The organism is Candidatus Chloroploca mongolica, assembly GCF_004762035.2.
GTDB lineage: Bacteria > Chloroflexota > Chloroflexia > Chloroflexales > Chloroflexaceae > Chloroploca > Chloroploca mongolica.
In genome coordinates this window covers 1-17203 of the sequence record NZ_SIJK02000040.1, presented here as the reverse complement: position 1 = coordinate 17203, position 17203 = coordinate 1, and the positions used below count along the sequence as shown (strand labels likewise).

Here is a 17203-nt window from a genome sequence, read left to right as displayed (position 1 = left end):
TTGCGTGAAGCAGAGCTTGAGAGGCCCACTTTTACGGGCGCTGGTCAAGCAGGAGATAGGGGACATCCACAGGGCCGACGTATTCGGACTCAGGACGGATGAGGCGGTTATCGGCATACTGCTCGTAGACGTGGGCTGTCCAGCCAGCGACACGGCTAATGGCAAAGATTGGTGTGAAAAGATCAATCGGAATACCGAGCGTATAGTAGACCGGAGCCGAGTAGAAATCCACATTGACGGGTAGGGATCGTTCGGACTGCACGATCTCGCGGATGCGTTCACTCATGAGATACCAGCGCTGATTGCCGGTTGTTTCGGCAAGCTCTTCGGCGAGACTGCGTAGCCATGCGGCGCGTGGGTCATCGGCCTTGTAGACCCGATGACCAAAGCCCATGATCTTTTTGCGGGCGGCAAGGGCGCCGCGCATATAGTGATCGACGCGATCGACATCACCGATCTCCAGCAGCATCCGCATCACCTGCTCGTTGGCCCCACCGTGAAGAGGGCCGCGGAGGGTACCGATCGCCGACGTAATCGCACTGTGGAGATTCGAGAGAGTCGAGGCCGTAATGCGGGCGGCGAAGGTACTGGCATTCAAGCCGTGGTCGGCGTGAAGGATGAGGCACTGATCGAGCACGCGAGCGGCGGCGGGATCGGGCTCTTTGCCGGTGAGCATATAGAGGAAATTGGCCGCATGATCGAGTTCGGTGCTGGGTGTGACCGGCCAGAGCCCGTTACGGATGCGTTCCCAGGCTGCCACAATCGTTGGCATAGCAGCGGTCAGGCGGATCGACTTGTTGACATTGGCATCAAGGGAATTATCGCCAGTTTCGGGGTCAAACGGCGCGAGGGCTGAGACAGCAGTCCGCAAGACGCCCATGACGGTCGTTTTCTTGGGCAAGAGCAGCAAGAGCGCAATGATCTCATTGGGAACGAGGCGATTCTCGATCATTTTGCGGCGAAAACTCTCGTACTGCTTATGATTGGGTAACTTGCCATACCAGAGCAATGATGTTGTCTCTTCAAACGTTGAATGTTCGGCCAGCACATTGATATCAAGGCCACGATACAAGAGACGCCCATGTTCACCGTCGATATAGCTAATCCCTGTTTGCGCCGCGATAATGCCCTCAAGGCCTTTGGAAGACTGAGTCATGGTCACTCCTTATGCAGTCTCATCAACCAATGACAATGCAAGTAACCGTGCGTTTGATGCCTTCGACCCCCTGGATTTCGCTCATCACCAGATGCCCGATATTGCGCGGATCCGCCGTTTCGACGGTCGCGATGATATCATATGGCCCGGTCACGCCATCGGCGGCAGTCATATCGGGGATAGCGCGAAGGGCGGCAAGGACTTCGGCGACCCGTCCCGACTCAGCTTCGATCAACACATAGGCTTTGGCCTCCATGGTGGTTCTCCTTTTTAACCTGGCGGTTCTGGAGTACTGCCTGGGGGGTACGTCCCAGGCGGATCGAATGTTAGGGCTGACGCCCTGCAAAACCAGGTTTCTTCTGGCGACTGATGCCAGCAAAGCTGGCATCGGTTGCCAGAAGAAACCGTATCTGAGGCGAGGAGCAGACAAGGTTCAGGTGCCGAGCAGATGTTGGACAAAGGCGGCGGCACCGGGGACAAGGCGATCAGGTGGTAACTGTTCAAGATGGGCGAGCAGGGCACTGCCGACAATGGCCCCATCGGCAAGGCGGGCGACTTCGGCAACGTGTTCAGGGCGGCTGATTCCAAAGCCAACGACGAGGGGCAGGTCGGTATGGCGGCGTACGCGTTGCAGCACCTCGCCGAGGTTGGCGGCCATACTCTGGCGTTCGCCGGTGACGCCAGTGAGGGAGACGACATAGATGAAGCCGCTGGCGCGGGCGGCAATCTCGGCAATGCGTTGTTCGGGGGTGGTTGGGGCCACAAACATGATCATATCGAGACCGTGGTTTGTGGCGGCTGCCTGCAATTCAGCAGACTCTTCGGGAGGCATATCGGGAATGATCCAGCCATCCCCGCCTGCGGCGGCCAGTTCGCGGCAAGCCCGTTCAACGCCAAAGCGGAGCAACGGATTGAAATAGCCCATCAAGAGCAACGGCGCACGAACGCCGCGCTCGCGGAGGCGGGCCGTGGTGTCAAGGCAATCGGCCAGGGTAATGCCATTTTGCAAGGCACGCTGGGTCGAGCGCTGGATCGTCGCCCCGTCGGCGAGCGGGTCAGAAAAGGGCACCCCCAGTTCAAAGAGGCTTGCCCCGGCAGCTTCAAGGGCCGGCACCAGCTCAAGGGTGCTTTCACGCTCGGGGAAGCCCACCGTGAGGTAGGGCATCAAGGCTACCCGGCCCTCGGCTTGCAGGCGAGCAAATGTCTCACGAATACGACTCATAGGATCGATCTAGCGCCAATACCTTGTACATAATGTTGACGCAAAGGCGCAAAGCTGCGCATCCAGATACATCAAACCTTCGCGCCTCTGTACCTTTGCGTCACACAACCTGTTTTTTGCAAGGTATTGGATCTAGCATATACATGGCAGCGAATGCAGATGAGGTCAATGATACCACACTTGCCGGGCGGGATTTAGGACGTAGCGCCCGAAAAATCTGGGCTTGGATTGTGCGTTTGTACACGCCATGCTGGAACAGCACGGCATGCCGTGCTGTTCCAGCATCAGCGTGGGTGCAACCGTGCGGGCCCAACCTGCTTCTAGATGCGCTGCGCCCAATCGACAATCACAAATCTGCAATCTACAATCGCGCTAGCTCTTGGGGGCGCGTCATTGCACGATCGTGCAATGCTTATCGGCTCTATTGCACGAATCGCCAGAAAATTGCAATCGCCTAGATCAGGCAATCCAGGATCGCCGTGGCCTCATAGCGTTTCACCGGATGCTCGGCGCGGAGCGTGAGGATGCCGACATCGCTCAGCACCTGGACATATTTCTGTGCGGTGTGGTATGACTTCACGCCGAGGACATCCTGGACATCACGCACAGTGAGGATGGGTCGCTGGAACAGGTGGTCGATCACCCTCAGCGGGAGACCCGAGTCAGTTACTGTTGCGACCTGCTCGCGCCAGGTGCTCTGGAGATCCTGGAGCTGCTTGGCGCGCCGTGCCGCGTCCCGCGATTGCTCGGTGATGCCGCGTAGAAAGAAGGTAAGCCACTCGTTCCAAGCACCCCTGGTGCTTACACTCAGCAGTAAGTCATAGTAGGTGGTGCGGTGGTGCTCGAAGTAGGCGCTGAGGTAGAGCAGCGGCTCTGGGAGGAGATCCCAGGCGTGAAGGAGCAGGGAGATGAGTAGTCGGCCAATCCGCCCGTTGCCATCAATGAAGGGGTGAATAGTCTCGAACTGATAGTGAATAAGCCCAAGCCGCAGCAGTGGGGCATAGTCTTTATCAGGATCAGTGTGGATGTATTTCTCTAAGGCGTCGAGTACGCTGGACAGTTCATATGGCGGCGCCGGGACAAACCGTGCTTCACGAACGGCCGAACCTGGCGCACCGATCCAGTTCTGGCTTTGTCGGAACTCTCCTGGTGTCGCATCTTTCCCGCGCACACCGTCCATCAGTTTTTCGTGTAGCTCGCGGATCAGGCGCAGGCCAATTGGGAGGGTTTCGAGCCGTCTAATGCCGTAGTCAAGCGCCTGAACATAGTTCAGCACTTCCTGAATATCGTCTTGGGGTGGGGTTGGCCGTAAGCCTGGTAGGTACGTTTGCCCAGCCTCATAAGCATACAGGTCTGCGATTTCAGTCTGTGTGCCCTCAATTTTGGAAGACAGCACTGCCTCACGCCTGACGAAAGGACCGATCAGCAGGCTTGGGCTGGGTACGGCGCGGCCGAGCCCTGCCAGTTCTCCCAGTGCGCGATCTGCGTCGGAGAGGGCACGAACGAGCTCCGTGTTCATCGCTAGTGTTGGGGGTAGTGGGTCTGGAATGAAGGCGAGATAGTCTGATGCAGGGTATTGCAGCGTAGCCGCGTGTCTGGCTGCCACGAGACGCCCCGGAGCATCGTTGGTGAATTGGTCTTTCTGCATCGATCTATTCCCTCACGTCTTCAATTGCATCCCCCCGCCCCACCGGCATGCGCGGCGGTGCGGTCGCCCAGAGCAACTCCACGTCCTCCGGGGTGAGGCCGTAGGCCGCGTTGACCAGTTCGGCGAGGCGCCGCTCTCGCGTCAGCGCCTCGTTCATCGCTAGTGTTGGGGGTAGTGGGTCTGGAATGAAGGCGAGATAGTCTGATGCAGGGTATTGCAGCGTAGCCGCGTGTCTGGCTGCCACGAGACGCCCCGGAGCATCGTTGGTGAATTGGTCTTTCTGCATCGATCTATTCCCTCACGTCTTCAATTGCATCCCCCCGCCCCACCGGCATGCGCGGCGGTGCGGTCGCCCAGAGCAACTCCACGTCCTCCGGGGTGAGGCCGTAGGCCGCGTTGACCAGTTCGGCGAGGCGCCGCTCTAGCGTCAGCGCCTCGTGTGCCCGTGCTTGCAGCGGCGTGGCGTATTCGGCGTGGGCCGTGTGCAGCGCCTGCTGCGCCGCTGCGCTGAGCGCTGTGCTGCCCTTCGGGCGTCGCTTCGCGACTTCGTCCGCGAAGGCTGCGGCGTCAAGTTCCTCAAAGGCTTCGAGTTTTCGTCCCAGTTTCGTGATCTCGAACTCGTTGCCGAGCCACTGGCGTAACTCGCGCCGGGCCTGCTGGTCGGCCTGGGTGATGGCGATCAGCCGCGCTACCGCTGGCTCGACCTCGGCGCGGGTGGCGTCGGTGGGCGGGGCGATGGGGAGTTGCTCCATATAAATATTTTTGAGCCGAAGTACCTCGTCCTTGCCATGAATGACGTTCCGCCACATGTATGCCCACATCAACGGAGAATTCAGCACAGCTAACAACCAAAAGTCTGTAGAGGGCAGGCAGAAGCAAGTCATTTCAGGAATAAAGCCTATCTGCCCAATACCAAATCTTGAATGAAAAGCCAAGTCCTGATAAAAGATGTTAGCACCTTCAAATATTTGCATTGTTTGTCTACCAGATTGAAGATGCCACCATTCTTGAGACCCTGCCCTTGTGGATAGCTCTTTTCGATATTGCTCAAGATGTGCAAGGACAGATGGATAGTCTGTGATATTTATGTCAGGATAAGCAGTAATCATCCAGCGATCATCCCACTCCGGCATCCATCGCTTAATGTCTCTTCCTCGTAAATACGGTTTAATGATCTTAGACGAACGCATATCCTCGCGGACTATTCGCTCTTTGGTCACAGTATCAAGCAGAAAGGCTTCATTAAAACCTGTTTTGACGCCAGAGAGTGGCTTTATTCCTGCAAATCTCGATAGTATTTCGCCTGCATCTCGAATTTTCAACATTAGATCATCGATACTTGCGTTCGCAAGGCTCCATGTGCTGCGCGAAAGGCGAGCTTGGGGCACGGCGCGGCTATGCTCGCTGATGTACACATCCAGGGCGTCTCCGCCCAGCGCCTCGCGCGGGAAGTCGGCCACACACACCTGCCGATTGGTCGGCACGCCGTTGGTCGGCTTTTCCAGCACCACAATCGCCGGGAAGACATCGGCGCCATCGAAGATCGGCGAGTGGCCGAAGTCCACCAGCTGCTCGACCACCGTCTGCGCCGCCAGAAAGCCGCGCAGGTTCTCACCATAGCCGGCGCGCAACCACTTGTTATTGGTGATATACACCAGCCGGCCGCCGTTGCGCAGCAGGTTGATTCCCTGGTGGAAGAAGTAGACGAACAGGTCGGCGGTGCCGCTATACGTCTCGGCGTAGGCCTCCTTGAAGTAGGGCTTCAGGGCGCTGATCTGCTCCTGACGCACGTAAGGCGGGTTGGCGATGATGATATCAAACCCATCACGCATGCCAAACATCCACTCGCGGTCGAAGAAGGGCGCGAAGGCGTTCTGGTCGTAGGGATCCCAGGCCGAGAGCAGCGCCGCCGTGTCGCCGGAGAAGCCGTCGCGGCGCAGCAGGCCGGCCAGTTGACTGCGCAGTTCGCGATCCTGCTCGCGGTACTTGGCCTTGGTCTTGGGCGTGCGGGCGCTGAAGTGGCGCGCCCGCACCTCGCGTAGCCGCTGCTCCACCTGGTCAAGCGCCGGGTCGCGTAGGCTCAACTGGGCCGGGCGCGGAATGCCAATCAGCGCGTTGGCCGCGACGAACTTGGTCTCTAGGTTGGGCAGCGGGCGAATGCCGCGGTTTGTGCGGCTGTCGTCAAGACGCTGGTCAACGATCAGGGCGATGAAGCAGCGCAGCTTGGCGATCTGCACCGCAATCGGCTGAATATCCACCCCGTAGATGCAATTTTCGATCAGAAAGAGCTTGCGCCCGTAGTCAAGCTCATTGCGCTCAAAGGCCTCGTTAATCGCCTCGATCTGCTGCTCTAGGTCAGCGATGGTGCGGTCGCGAATATCAGCGTCGTCAATCCGTTCGGCGCTACGCATCGTCTCGCGCACACGATCGATCTGACGCTCCTTCCAGCGAGCGTTGCCGGGGTCAAGGCGGCCCAGGATATGCACGAGCTTTTGGAGCACGCCCATCGGGAAAGCCCCCGAGCCGCAGGCCGGGTCGAGGATCTTCAGGCTATCAATGGCGATAATCAGATGGCGCACCTCGTCCTCGCTGAAGCCGTGCGCGGCCTCGCTGTAGCTCAGCAGGGCGCGGAGACGGCTATTCAGGCTCACCAGTTGGTTGGCATCAAGCGCGAGGCTCAGGCGCGTCGCCTGGCGCACGTGCTCGTCGAGATAGGCCACCAGGGCCTCGTCCACCATGTAGTTAACGATCGGGCGCGGCGTATAAAAGGAGCCGGTCTGCTTGCGCGCGGTGGTCTGGGTCTCGGGGTTGTAGGCAGCCAGCAGGTTCTCGAAGACCTGGCCGAGCAGCTCGGGGTCGAGCGCGACTTCCTCTTCAATCGGGGTATTCTCGGCGACGGTGAACTTGTAGCGTTGGAGGATGGTGATCAGGCCAGTGGCCTGGTAGCGCTTGCCTCTGGTGCCGTAGCTCGCGTTCAGGTCTACCTCGTGCTCGGCCCCAAAGAAGAGCTCGTTGGGAACGTCGAGCGGCACGTCGTTGCGATCCGAGAAGCCGTCTATGCGCATAACACTGCCATCAGCCCCCGGCTTATCCAGGCACTCGAAGAGCCCGCCGTTGAGGAAGGGGATGCTGCCAAAGAGTTGGAGGGCCGCGCCGGGGTCGCGGAAGAGCGCCCGATAGCGGTAGAGATTGGTGATGTTGTAGTGCTGGCGCCCTGCACCGCGAAACTTGCGGTTGTCGGGCCGCTGCGCGGTATTCATCTCCTGGTTGAGCGTGGCGAAGAAGAGGTTCTGCAAGATCGCCTGGTAGTAACTGCTCTCGTCGTTACCAAAGCTGGTCAGGGTCTCACGCAGCACCCGCGGATTGAACAACTCGCCGGGCACCAGGCCCTTCTCTTTAAGGAACCAGACGAAGATCAGGCGCGTAATCAGGCGGATCAGGCTGGTCGCATTGCGCAGCGCACGGTCAGCCTGAGCGCCGGCAGGGAACTCGACTCGCTCGACGGCCCAGAAATACCAGTTGGCGATCTCGCGGTAGAAGCGCCGGTTCAGTGCGCTGCTGTCGAGCACGCTGCGCCAGGCGCGGTGCAGTTCGACGAAGTTGCTCACGCTATGCTCGTGCACCAGTTGCGACAGGGCCAGGTCGGCCAGGATCTCGACGTGGGCGCGGTGGGGCTGGGCAAAGACGATATCCTTGATCAGCGTGATCTTTTCGAGCACATCACGATTGGCGTCGCGCTGGTGTAGACGCCGGTCAATCACGGCAAAGGTGAGGGCGGCCCCGTGACGGAAAAGCACAAACACCGGCATGGGCAGGTAGCGATTGACTTCGCGCGTAATCATCGCCAGTTGGGTACGGGTGTAGCTCGCGCCGAGCAGATCAACCACGATGAACAGGTACGACTCGATACGGGTCTGCTCGACCTGGCGCGTATCGAAAAGCGGCAACTGACCGCTGGCATTGACTTCATCAGCGGTCAACTGAAAGACCAACTCCGCCGCATGCCATTGCTCAAGCAAAGCCCGCTCAGCGTTGAGTTTCCCGGTGAGGCCGAGCGCGTCTATGAGTTCGTGCCCGCCGTGCGGCTCCACATCGAAGCGCCGCTTGCTCTGGTAGCCCAACGCAGCGAACAACTCCACCGCCGGGCCAAGCAGCGACGGGGCCGTGAAGCGGGCCAGGGCGGCGGTGATGGTGTGGCGTAGGGCGGTGTCGGTCATTGGAAGATCCTCTTGAAATCTACGCTCGCAACAGCTCGAATGTATTAATAATTCAACCAAGGTTGATGGTATGGCGTCACAAGCCGCTGGTTCGTGGCATTATCTGCTTTGACGACCTCCTGAAGCTTTGGAATGCCTGACTGGACAGTATTGCCAACTGCTTCCGCAAGCACCAGACCAGCGGATTTGTCAAGGGCCTGAACTGCCTTGGCCTGCGAGATCCAGGGTCGACTCCGAAAGATCCTCGAGAGCCGATAGATGTTATACCAATTACGCTTGAAGGTACCGCATTGCCGTCATGCTGAGCGCAGCGAAGCATCTCGGCGTTCTGATGCGGGAGACCCTTCGCTTCGCTCAGGGTGACAATGCGCCATGCTCAATTCCAATTGGTATTACACCTTCTGAGTGATAAGCCAATCGGGCACATCCCATCCTCCAGTTATTGCCAATCCCATGGTTATTGACAGAGCCGATTCATTCGGGACATTTATTACTCCATATCTCATTAGCCACCCGACTATGAGATAGCCTTCTGGATCTCCTCGTTTAGCCAAAATATCATGCCACCAGTAAATTGCTTCAAACAAAGGCTTGCCAGATTTTACCAATTCTTCCATGCGTCTATCAGCTTTATTCCAATCTTTGGGATAATCATAACCCTTCGCAATGCAAAGAATTTCGTTAACAACAGCGACAGCGTCCATATGGCGCAGGGTTCTTTCAAGTAGTGACGGTGTTGGCGGAAGTTTAAAGCCTGGTGCCAGTTCACCACGACGAGCCATAAAGACAAGAGACACTGCGGCTTCATGATGATTATGTTGAAAAGCGTGATATAAAGCTTTCGACGCCAATAAGTACTCGTCAGCCATATAGCAATAGCTACCGATCATTGAAGAATTGTAACTGTCGTGAACTTCTTTGACTGCTCTATGTAGCAGCCTCTTCCCCTCGGTTACATCTTGCTTAATACCCACACCAAGCTTTAGCCTCATACCTAGTGCAGCCAACACATCAGGATCGCCTGAGTCTGCCGCCTTCCGTAGTAAAGACTCACCTTCTGCAAAATCACAATGAGGAAGTTTGCTATCTAATATAGCCTCACCCAACGCACATACAGCATCTGCATCACCATCCTCTACGCATTTTCGTAGCAAATTCTCGCCTTCTATTACGTCTTTCGTGAAAATATTGCCATCTATCAATCTTAACCCAAGTATCCTCATTGCACGTAGATTTTCCAAACTGGCAGACTTTCTTAATAATTCACATCCATTTGCAATGTCAAATGGTACAGTATCCCCTTTAAAATACCTAGAGCTAAGTGTGTCCATTGCGTGGGGAGAGCCTAAATCTACGGCTTTATTTATCCACGTCAAGCCTTCTTCTGTGTTCTGAGGCATAAAATCCCCATCTAATAGCAACACGCCTAGTTTAATCATTGCATGTACGTCATCTCCTTGAGCCAACTCGATAAGCAAATTATAGCCTCTTGGAATGTCTTGAGGAATCATATCCCCTTTTATTAACCGAATCGCAAAAGTGAGAATGGCTTTACGTTCGCCAGAATCTACTGCTTTTTCGAGCCATTTTATCCCCTCTTCGATTGACCTTTTAATATTTTTGCCGTGTAGCAGGCGATTGCCAAGTGCTCTCATTGCTGAGGGATAGTTCAAGTCAGATGCTTTTCGTAGCCATTTTTCACCTTCTTTCTTCCTCTGCGATGAACCATCCTCATCCATTAGGTAGGTTCCTAAACGAGCCATGGCCTCAACTTTTCCCGCGACCGCAGCTTTTCGTAGCCATGTCTCTCCTTCTCCCTTATGTTGAGGCTCCAATATTCCATCCAATATATACCTTGCTAGAGTAATCATTGCGGAAAAATCATCACTTTTAGCCGCATTTTCCAGGAGTCTTCGCCCCTCATATAAGTCCTTCTTCAGCCCGTCTCCGTGAATCAGACGCATTCCCAATACATACATTGCATCAGTACTTCCAGCCTGTATGGCCTTGCGTAGCCAGTGCTCCCCTGTAACTGCATCTTTTTCAATCCCTGCCCCACTGAATAATTTGGCGCTGAGAGCTGTCATTGCCTTCACATTACCTTTATTAATGAGTTGCATGTACAGTTGGTATGCCTCGTCGGTATTCGCGGCAATCTTATCCCCATTAAATAACTGATCTGCTAGATAACCTATCGCGTTATCATAACCTTCAATTGCCAATTGACGTAACAAGAATTCTCCCTCAGACCTTTGCTCCTCTCCTTTCTTGGAAGTTATCAAGTATACAGCAAGTAAGTAGGATGCCTTGTGAATACCTTCGTCAGCCAATTCTCTCAATAGACCTTCACCTTCTGAGATCTGTAGTTCGCTGCCATTATTAATAAGGAATGTAGCCAGGAAACCTCTTGCATCAGGGTTTTCTTTTTCAGCAGCACGCCTAAGCCAATCCTCACCTAGGATGGTATCTTTATCTAATCCTATTCCTTTAGTTAACCTGATTCCGAGTTCTATCATTGAATTAACATATCCTGTATCTGCTGATCTCCTAAGTATTTCATAACCACACTCTTTGTCTTGGATAATACTTGCTCCATCTATAAGGCGACGCCCGAGAACCAGGCTAGCACGTGAATGACCTTGATCGGCAGATGCTCTCAGACAATCTACGGCAAAATTTGGGATCTTACTAATCGGTGTAACATCATTCAAGGAATTTCTGTAAACGTGGTATAAATAATCCGCGTTTCGCTGAGATACTAGCTTTATCAAAAATGCACCGACAGTTTTTCGCATGCTATCGTCGGTAATTTCTCCTGACACCAGCCAGTACTGGAGGAACAGAGACACGATCTTAGCATCAAGTAGCTCCTCATCAGCCATCCACTTAGTTATTATTTCAAGATTCTCACGCAAGTCTTTTCGACTGCAATATCTATTTCTAATATAATCAGCAAATGCACGCAGTCCTAGTTTTACTTTTCCAATTTCTAGACCTTCTAATTTTGCTCCCACAATTCCTAGAATATCTCGTGTGTCACTTAATGAAACATTCAAGCCCTTGTGGGAAAGAAAGGATTGGAGTAAATCTATATCAAGCGGTGCAATAGGTTCAAAAATTGCAAGAAGTATCAAGAATTCTCTCATGATGTTCTGTGCTTCGGAGCCCAATGCACTAACCCACTCCTTTGCTTGGCGTTCAAAAAGATTCTCGACGCTCCTGTACATGTCAATTTCACTAATATCTACGCTATCTTCAATAATCTGCTTTGCAGTTGCGACTACAAGTACTGGCCAACCCTGGCTTGCACGATGCAAGGTGTCATTAAAACGCAGTCTTTCACCCTCCTCTATGCCAGTAAAAAGGGGTATCTCATGTAGTTCCAAACCTTTTAAAGGAATAACCTCTGCATTAAGATTATTCCGAACCCAATCAACCACTTTTTTGTTTTGTCTTGCAGAAAGGAGTACAGAAACACCAGATGGCAAATGAGTAGGAAGAAAGTAGAGGTTCTTCCCATCTGCAGATATTTCATCGAGAGCGTCAATGATCACAACAATTGAACCTCGCTCGACAACAACTTTGCCTAGGGCTATAGTTAATTGACGACGTAACACTTCCAAATCTACAAACTGCATTCGAGAAGAATTTACTATGCCTTGAGAGTAGGTGAGAGCTTTACTATCATCATCGGCAATACGGCTTTGAAAAATTGCTTGGTTCCGAGTTTTTCTACTATGTAAATCAACATCTGAGAGAGAAAGTTGCACACTGGAACCACTATGAGTAGGTGGCAAGTAAATATGCTCTGAGTAATCCTCCAAGTTGGCAATTTCAACAGGATTAAGCAGAAGCGTATTAAGCTGAGATATTAAAGAGCGAACGATTTCCTCAGGACGATACGATTGCTTCCCAGAGTGAAGAATAACATTAGGGAGCCAAGGAGCATTCTTTCTGGCAATAGATGAATCTTGCCCCAGATAAACACTTTGCGCCAAGACTTCTGCTAATTTCGCACACAATGCTGACTTCCCTATTCCTTCATAACCTGCAATCAACAAGTATTGGCCTGGTGTGCTCTCCGAAATTAATAGTCGATCTCTTAGTTCATTAATCCACTTTTCTCGGCCTTTAAACCTTTCAACGTGCTGGCGTTGCTCGCTTTGAATTAAAGGAAGCAACGCCAGCACTTGAGGGTCATCAATAGAACGAGTAAACAAACCTTTAAGATTATCGCGAAGAAGGGCGTAGTGTTTGATTACAGGAACAAGAAGTGCTACAAGTGCCACATGTATATATTGAGCCTCGATATGAGGTAACTGCTCTGCTGTTTCATGTGTAATAAAATTCCTATCCCGTCTACAAACTAAGAACACTTGCCTCTTTGCTTCATCCGTGATCTCGTGCTGGTTTCTGATATCCTTGTCGATCTCATGTTGTGTGAGTAATTCTAAATCGCGAATTGTCGGAAATAGAGTGAAACTTTTCTTGTTTTGATTTAATATCGTCCACTTCTCGGGGTACACCAACCAAAGAATGGTCTTCATCCATTGCTCTGTCGCTAGAACTAAAGCTTCTACTTCTTCTGAAGATGTATTTACCGTGTTCTGGTTGAGTTTTCTTAGGTGCATGTAAACTCGGTCAACTCGACCGAACTCCAAGTCACCATTAAAAGCAGTTAAAATTCTATCAGCGAGCAGAAGAAATTCAGGAAGCCTTTCGGGTGATATCTTGTACTCGTTGCTTCGCATAAGGATTGGCAACGCATGTACGCGAAATAGTTCGATATTAGCTTGAAACCCACTTGTCGTGATGTCCATACTATTCTCCTAAGAATGGTAAGATGATATTAAATTACGAAGTTAGGCGTGCAATACCAATTATCGTTAATTGTGCTCCACACTTCCACATCTTTCCACGACTGCGCTGTGGAGGTTTGGAGATGATACCGAGTAATGCATTGCTTCTAATCGTAACTGCTATTACTGGATTCGTGCGATACATGCTTTGCATGTGTCTAGTCATTGATCCGGGAAGTTAACCCTGAATCACCAACCACGTCACCAATTCAAAATCCTCCGCCTGGGTTACCTGCTTCTGCTGCTCCGGCAGCACCCCGCCCCGGCCCAGTGTGAGTTGCGCGCCCATGCGCCGCCGGAAGCTGCCGGTGATCGCGGCCACGGCCTGGTCAAGCAGCTTGCTGTAGATGCGCATGTCGCTGCCGTCCTGGGTCTGCGCGTCGAAGAGGTCGCAGAGCGCCTGGTAGGGCGTCGTACGCTCGGCGCAGAGCGTGCGGAAGATCTCGAGGATCTGCTTGGGCTGGCTGAAGCCGAAGCGCACCACGCCGTCGTCGCGGATGTAGACCAGGAAGTAGGGCTGCAGCGGGTTGATGCGCTCGGTGCCCGTCGCGTCGGCCTGCTGGCGTAGGCAGAAGATCACCCCCGGCTGAATGACCGCATAGGTTGGGTCGGGCGGTACCACCGCGTAGAGCCCCTGCGGTGCCTCGCGCAGCAACTGGCGGTTTGCCTCGATGTAGCGCAGCAGCTCCAGGCGGAAGTCATCGAGCGTGAACTCGGTCAGGGCGATGCTCTCGCTGAAATCCTCCAGGTCGAGCACCTGGTCTTTCAGCGCCAGCAACTGCTTATCGCGGTAGCTCAGGTCGGTCGCGAGCAGTTCATCGAGCTTGCCCTGCGCGAGCAGGTTGTCGTCGCCGGCTGCGGTTAGATCGACCAGCGCCATGCGCGCCTCGACGCGCTCGCGCAGGCTCAGGTACTTGTTCAGGTCGTCGGTCGGCCAGAAGTTGACCATTTGCACGACCGGGCTCTGGCTGCCGATACGGTCAATGCGCCCGAAACGCTGAATGATGCGCACCGGATTCCAGTGGATGTCGTAGTTGACCAGGTAATCGCAGTCCTGCAGGTTCTGGCCCTCAGAGATGCAATCCGTGGCGATGAGCAGGTCGATCTCTGCATCCTGGGGCATGCTTGGGAGCTGGCTGCGGCGCTTGGCGCGTGGGGAGAAGTTGGTCAGGATGTGGCCGAACTCGTTGCGCCCCAGTGTCGTCAGGTTCTCGACCGCGCCGCCGGTGACCAGGGCCATGTGCAAGCCCAGTTTGCCGTGAGCCCAGGGCTTCAGGGCCTGGTAGAGGTAGGCCGCGGTATCGGCGAAGGCGGTGAAGACCAGCACTTTCCGGCTCGTCCGCCCGTCCTTCAGCAGCGTGGGGGTGGCGACGCGGGCTGCAATCAACTCGCGCAGCGCGGCCAGTTTTGCGTCGCGCTCGGTTGTCACCTGCGAGGCTGAGCTGAGCAGAATGTCGATCTGCTGCTTATCGGCACGCAGGTCGGCCAGCCAGGCATCTACGTCCAGGTGGGCGAAGTGGAAGGTCATCCCGCTGCCGATCGACAGCGCGGCGCGCAGGTCTTCATCCTCTAGCTCTGCGGCCACATACTCCGCCAGGTCAAGTGTCGAATTGTCGGCGCGCACCTGCTTGAAGTGCGCGATGCGCTCCTCCAGGGACTCGATCTTCTCAATTGTGCGCTGCATGGTCGCCGCAAACGAGGCTACCGAGCTCTCCAGGCGCTTGAGGAAGTTGACCTTCATCATGCCGATCAGGTAATGCTCGCGATTGGCCTGGCTAAAGTTGGCGATGCGGCTCTGGGTATACTTGGTGGCAAACGCGGGCAGCACATACTTCGAGGGGTTGTAGAGCGCCAGCTTGTAGCGCAGGATCTCCTCGTTCACGCGGTCGTAGGACATGAAGCGCCCGCGCAGATCAAGCGATGGGGCGAGTGCCAGCGGCTTGGCACGCGTCGGAAAGCCGCCCAGGGCGGCGAGCGACGCGGCGTAGTAGGTCTGGATGTGCTTGCGTGAACGGGCGATGGTCAGGGCGTCGAGTAACCGGAAGAGTTCGCCGTCGAGTTGTTCCATCAGTGCCTGGGGGTTGTGCTGCTGGTTCTGGGCCCAGGCGTTGAAGCTGCGCTGGGCCGTGCCGAGCGTGCCCTCCAGACTGGTGATGCCAAGCTTCGCCTGAAAGCCCGCATCATCGCCGGCCGTGAGGAAGAGCAACTGATTGCGCAGGTCGCGCAGGTCGTTGTTGACCGGCGTCGCTGAGAGCAGCAGCACCTTGGTCTTCACCCCGCTGCGGATGATGTCTTCCATGAGACGCTCGTAGCGCGAGCGACTGACCCGCTCGCCGCTCTCATCGCGGCGGCCGCGGGTATTGTTACGGAAGTTGTGCGACTCATCAATCACGACCAGATCGTAGTTGCCCCAGTTCAACGTCTCCAGGTCGAGGTCGCCGCTCATGCCGCGCTCGCGGCTCAGGTCGGTATGCGCGAGCACATCGTAGCGAAAGCGATCGGCGATCAGCGGGTTAATCGTCGCATTCTGGCGATAGAGCGTCCAGTTCTCACGCAGCTTCTTGGGGCAGAGCACCAGCACCCGCTCGTTGCGCAGCTCGAAGTACTTGATCACCGCTAGAGCCTCGTAGGTCTTGCCGAGGCCGACGCTATCAGCGAGGATGCAGCCATTATGCTCGAGGATTTTGGCAATCACGCCCTTGACCCCATCCTGCTGGAAGGAGAAGAGTGCCTGCCAGATCGCCGTATCCACGAGTTGGTGCTGCTCGGTGAGCAAACTCGTACGTTGCTGGTCAGCGAGGAACTGCTCGAAGAGGTGGAAGAGGGTCTTGAAGTAGATGAACTGCGGGGCGTGGTTGGCGTAGAGCTGATCGAGGTAGTGCAGCACCTGGTCGCGCACATCCTCCACCAGGTTCTGGTCGTCCCACAGTTCATTGAACCAGTCGTGGAGATCGGCGAGGTCGCGGCGGTCGTTGACGACCATATTCAGCTCGATATTGTTCTGTCCGTTGGCAGCCAGACCGAGGCCGCGCACGGTGAAGTTTGAACTCCCAAGGATAGCCTGGGGCTCGTGGGCCGTGGTGAGGTGATAGAGCTTGCCGTGGAGCAGGTTCGCTCGCTTAATCGAGCGGATCTCAACTTTCTCAGCGATCCAGCGGTGGCATGCGCGGGCGGTGGCGCGCTGGGTGAGCCGATTGCGCAGCGCGAGGCCATCGTCTTCAAGCGCAAAGGCCTTCTTGGCGGTGCGGTCGGGGTCAAGCGAGGCGATAAAACGCGGCTCACCGAAGAGGAAGCGTAGACGGCCGATCTGATCGAGCTGCGCCTGCAACGCCTCGTAGGCATAAATGGTGAAGTAGGCCGAGACGATAGCGACGTCGGCAGCGGGGGCGAGGTGCGCTTGGAGGAAACTCGCGACGCTGCCGCGCTGGTGGTTGTCGCGGATGCCGGAAAAGGATGATGGTGGCAGCGGTCGCTCAGGAGGTGTAGACATCGGTGCCTCTGACTGCAATAGCGCTAGCACTGTCGGGCGAGTATGCAGCGCTGCGCTGGACACTGCAGCACCTGGCGAGGGGTTCGCAGGGATGCTACAATAACAGATCAGCGCAAACGAGATTTTTTAGAACAGAACCCACTCAATGCTTGCCAGCGAGGGCGGGCTTTTTGCTGTACTGGATGTTAGTATAGCATGCGGCTGTACGCATGGGAATTGATCGTATCGCTGAAGGTCGACCGCGCTTTGGTGTACCAGGCTGCCTGGCGCACCGGCATTGCGTGGTCGTGGAGCAACTAATATGTTGGGCAATCAAACGATAAGGTTCTTCGTTCGCTGATAGGGCGGCCAGTTCTAGCCACAGCCGTAAATAAGGACGGATGCTAGGGTCGTTCAGCATGCTTGCGAGATGAGGCATCAGCGCGTGAAAGGGCATTGGCGCGGAACGGGCGCTTTCGAGCAGGTGAATCATCCGTATTGTGGTGCCTGCCAGCAATACCAAGGGCTGAGCGGATCTAAGGAGGATGCCTTCATCGCATCGGCTTTCGATGTCCAAGGCGATTGCATCTTCCGTGTAGGCACCCCGCCAAGGCACCCGCAAGGGCACCCGC

General features: G+C 55.1%; 8 protein-coding genes. All 8 read right to left on the bottom strand.

The annotated features are described in order from the left end of the window. Positions 1 to 31: 31 nt before the first annotated feature. The 8 genes from EYB53_RS18500 to EYB53_RS18465 all read right to left on the bottom strand — a co-directional run bounded on the left by EYB53_RS18500 (position 32) and on the right by EYB53_RS18465 (position 16592). Entirely contained in the window at positions 32 to 1156 is a 1125-nt protein-coding gene (locus EYB53_RS18500) for a citrate synthase (protein WP_135479879.1), read from the bottom strand. A gap of 22 nt (positions 1157 to 1178) precedes the next feature. Beyond that, on the bottom strand, positions 1179 to 1412 hold the full coding sequence (locus tag EYB53_RS18495) for an Lrp/AsnC ligand binding domain-containing protein (protein ID WP_097653405.1): 234 nt from the start codon (positions 1410 to 1412) through the stop codon (positions 1179 to 1181). A 177-nt stretch (positions 1413 to 1589) separates the two neighbouring features. Beyond that, on the bottom strand, positions 1590 to 2378 hold the full coding sequence (gene trpA, locus EYB53_RS18490) for a tryptophan synthase subunit alpha (RefSeq protein WP_135479878.1): 789 nt from the start codon (positions 2376 to 2378) through the stop codon (positions 1590 to 1592). Positions 2379 to 2832: 454 nt separating this feature from the next. Next, on the bottom strand, positions 2833 to 3897 hold the full coding sequence (locus EYB53_RS18485) for a Fic family protein (protein ID WP_254151132.1): 1065 nt from the start codon (positions 3895 to 3897) through the stop codon (positions 2833 to 2835). Between the two features lie 133 nt (positions 3898 to 4030). After that, on the bottom strand, positions 4031 to 4312 hold the full coding sequence (locus tag EYB53_RS18480; RefSeq protein WP_135479876.1) for a hypothetical protein: 282 nt from the start codon (positions 4310 to 4312) through the stop codon (positions 4031 to 4033). 4 nt (positions 4313 to 4316) lie between these two features. Then, positions 4317 to 8243 carry an Eco57I restriction-modification methylase domain-containing protein gene (locus tag EYB53_RS18475; protein WP_135479875.1) on the bottom strand — a complete coding sequence of 1309 codons (3927 nt, stop codon included), beginning with the start codon at positions 8241 to 8243 and terminating at the stop codon, positions 4317 to 4319. A gap of 392 nt (positions 8244 to 8635) precedes the next feature. Then, on the bottom strand, positions 8636 to 13063 hold the full coding sequence (locus EYB53_RS18470) for an SEL1-like repeat protein (RefSeq protein ID WP_135479874.1): 4428 nt from the start codon (positions 13061 to 13063) through the stop codon (positions 8636 to 8638). A 217-nt stretch (positions 13064 to 13280) separates the two neighbouring features. Then, positions 13281 to 16592, bottom strand: a complete 3312-nt coding sequence (locus EYB53_RS18465; RefSeq protein WP_135479873.1) for a helicase-related protein — start codon at positions 16590 to 16592, stop codon at positions 13281 to 13283. Between the last annotated feature and the right edge of the window lie 611 nt (positions 16593 to 17203).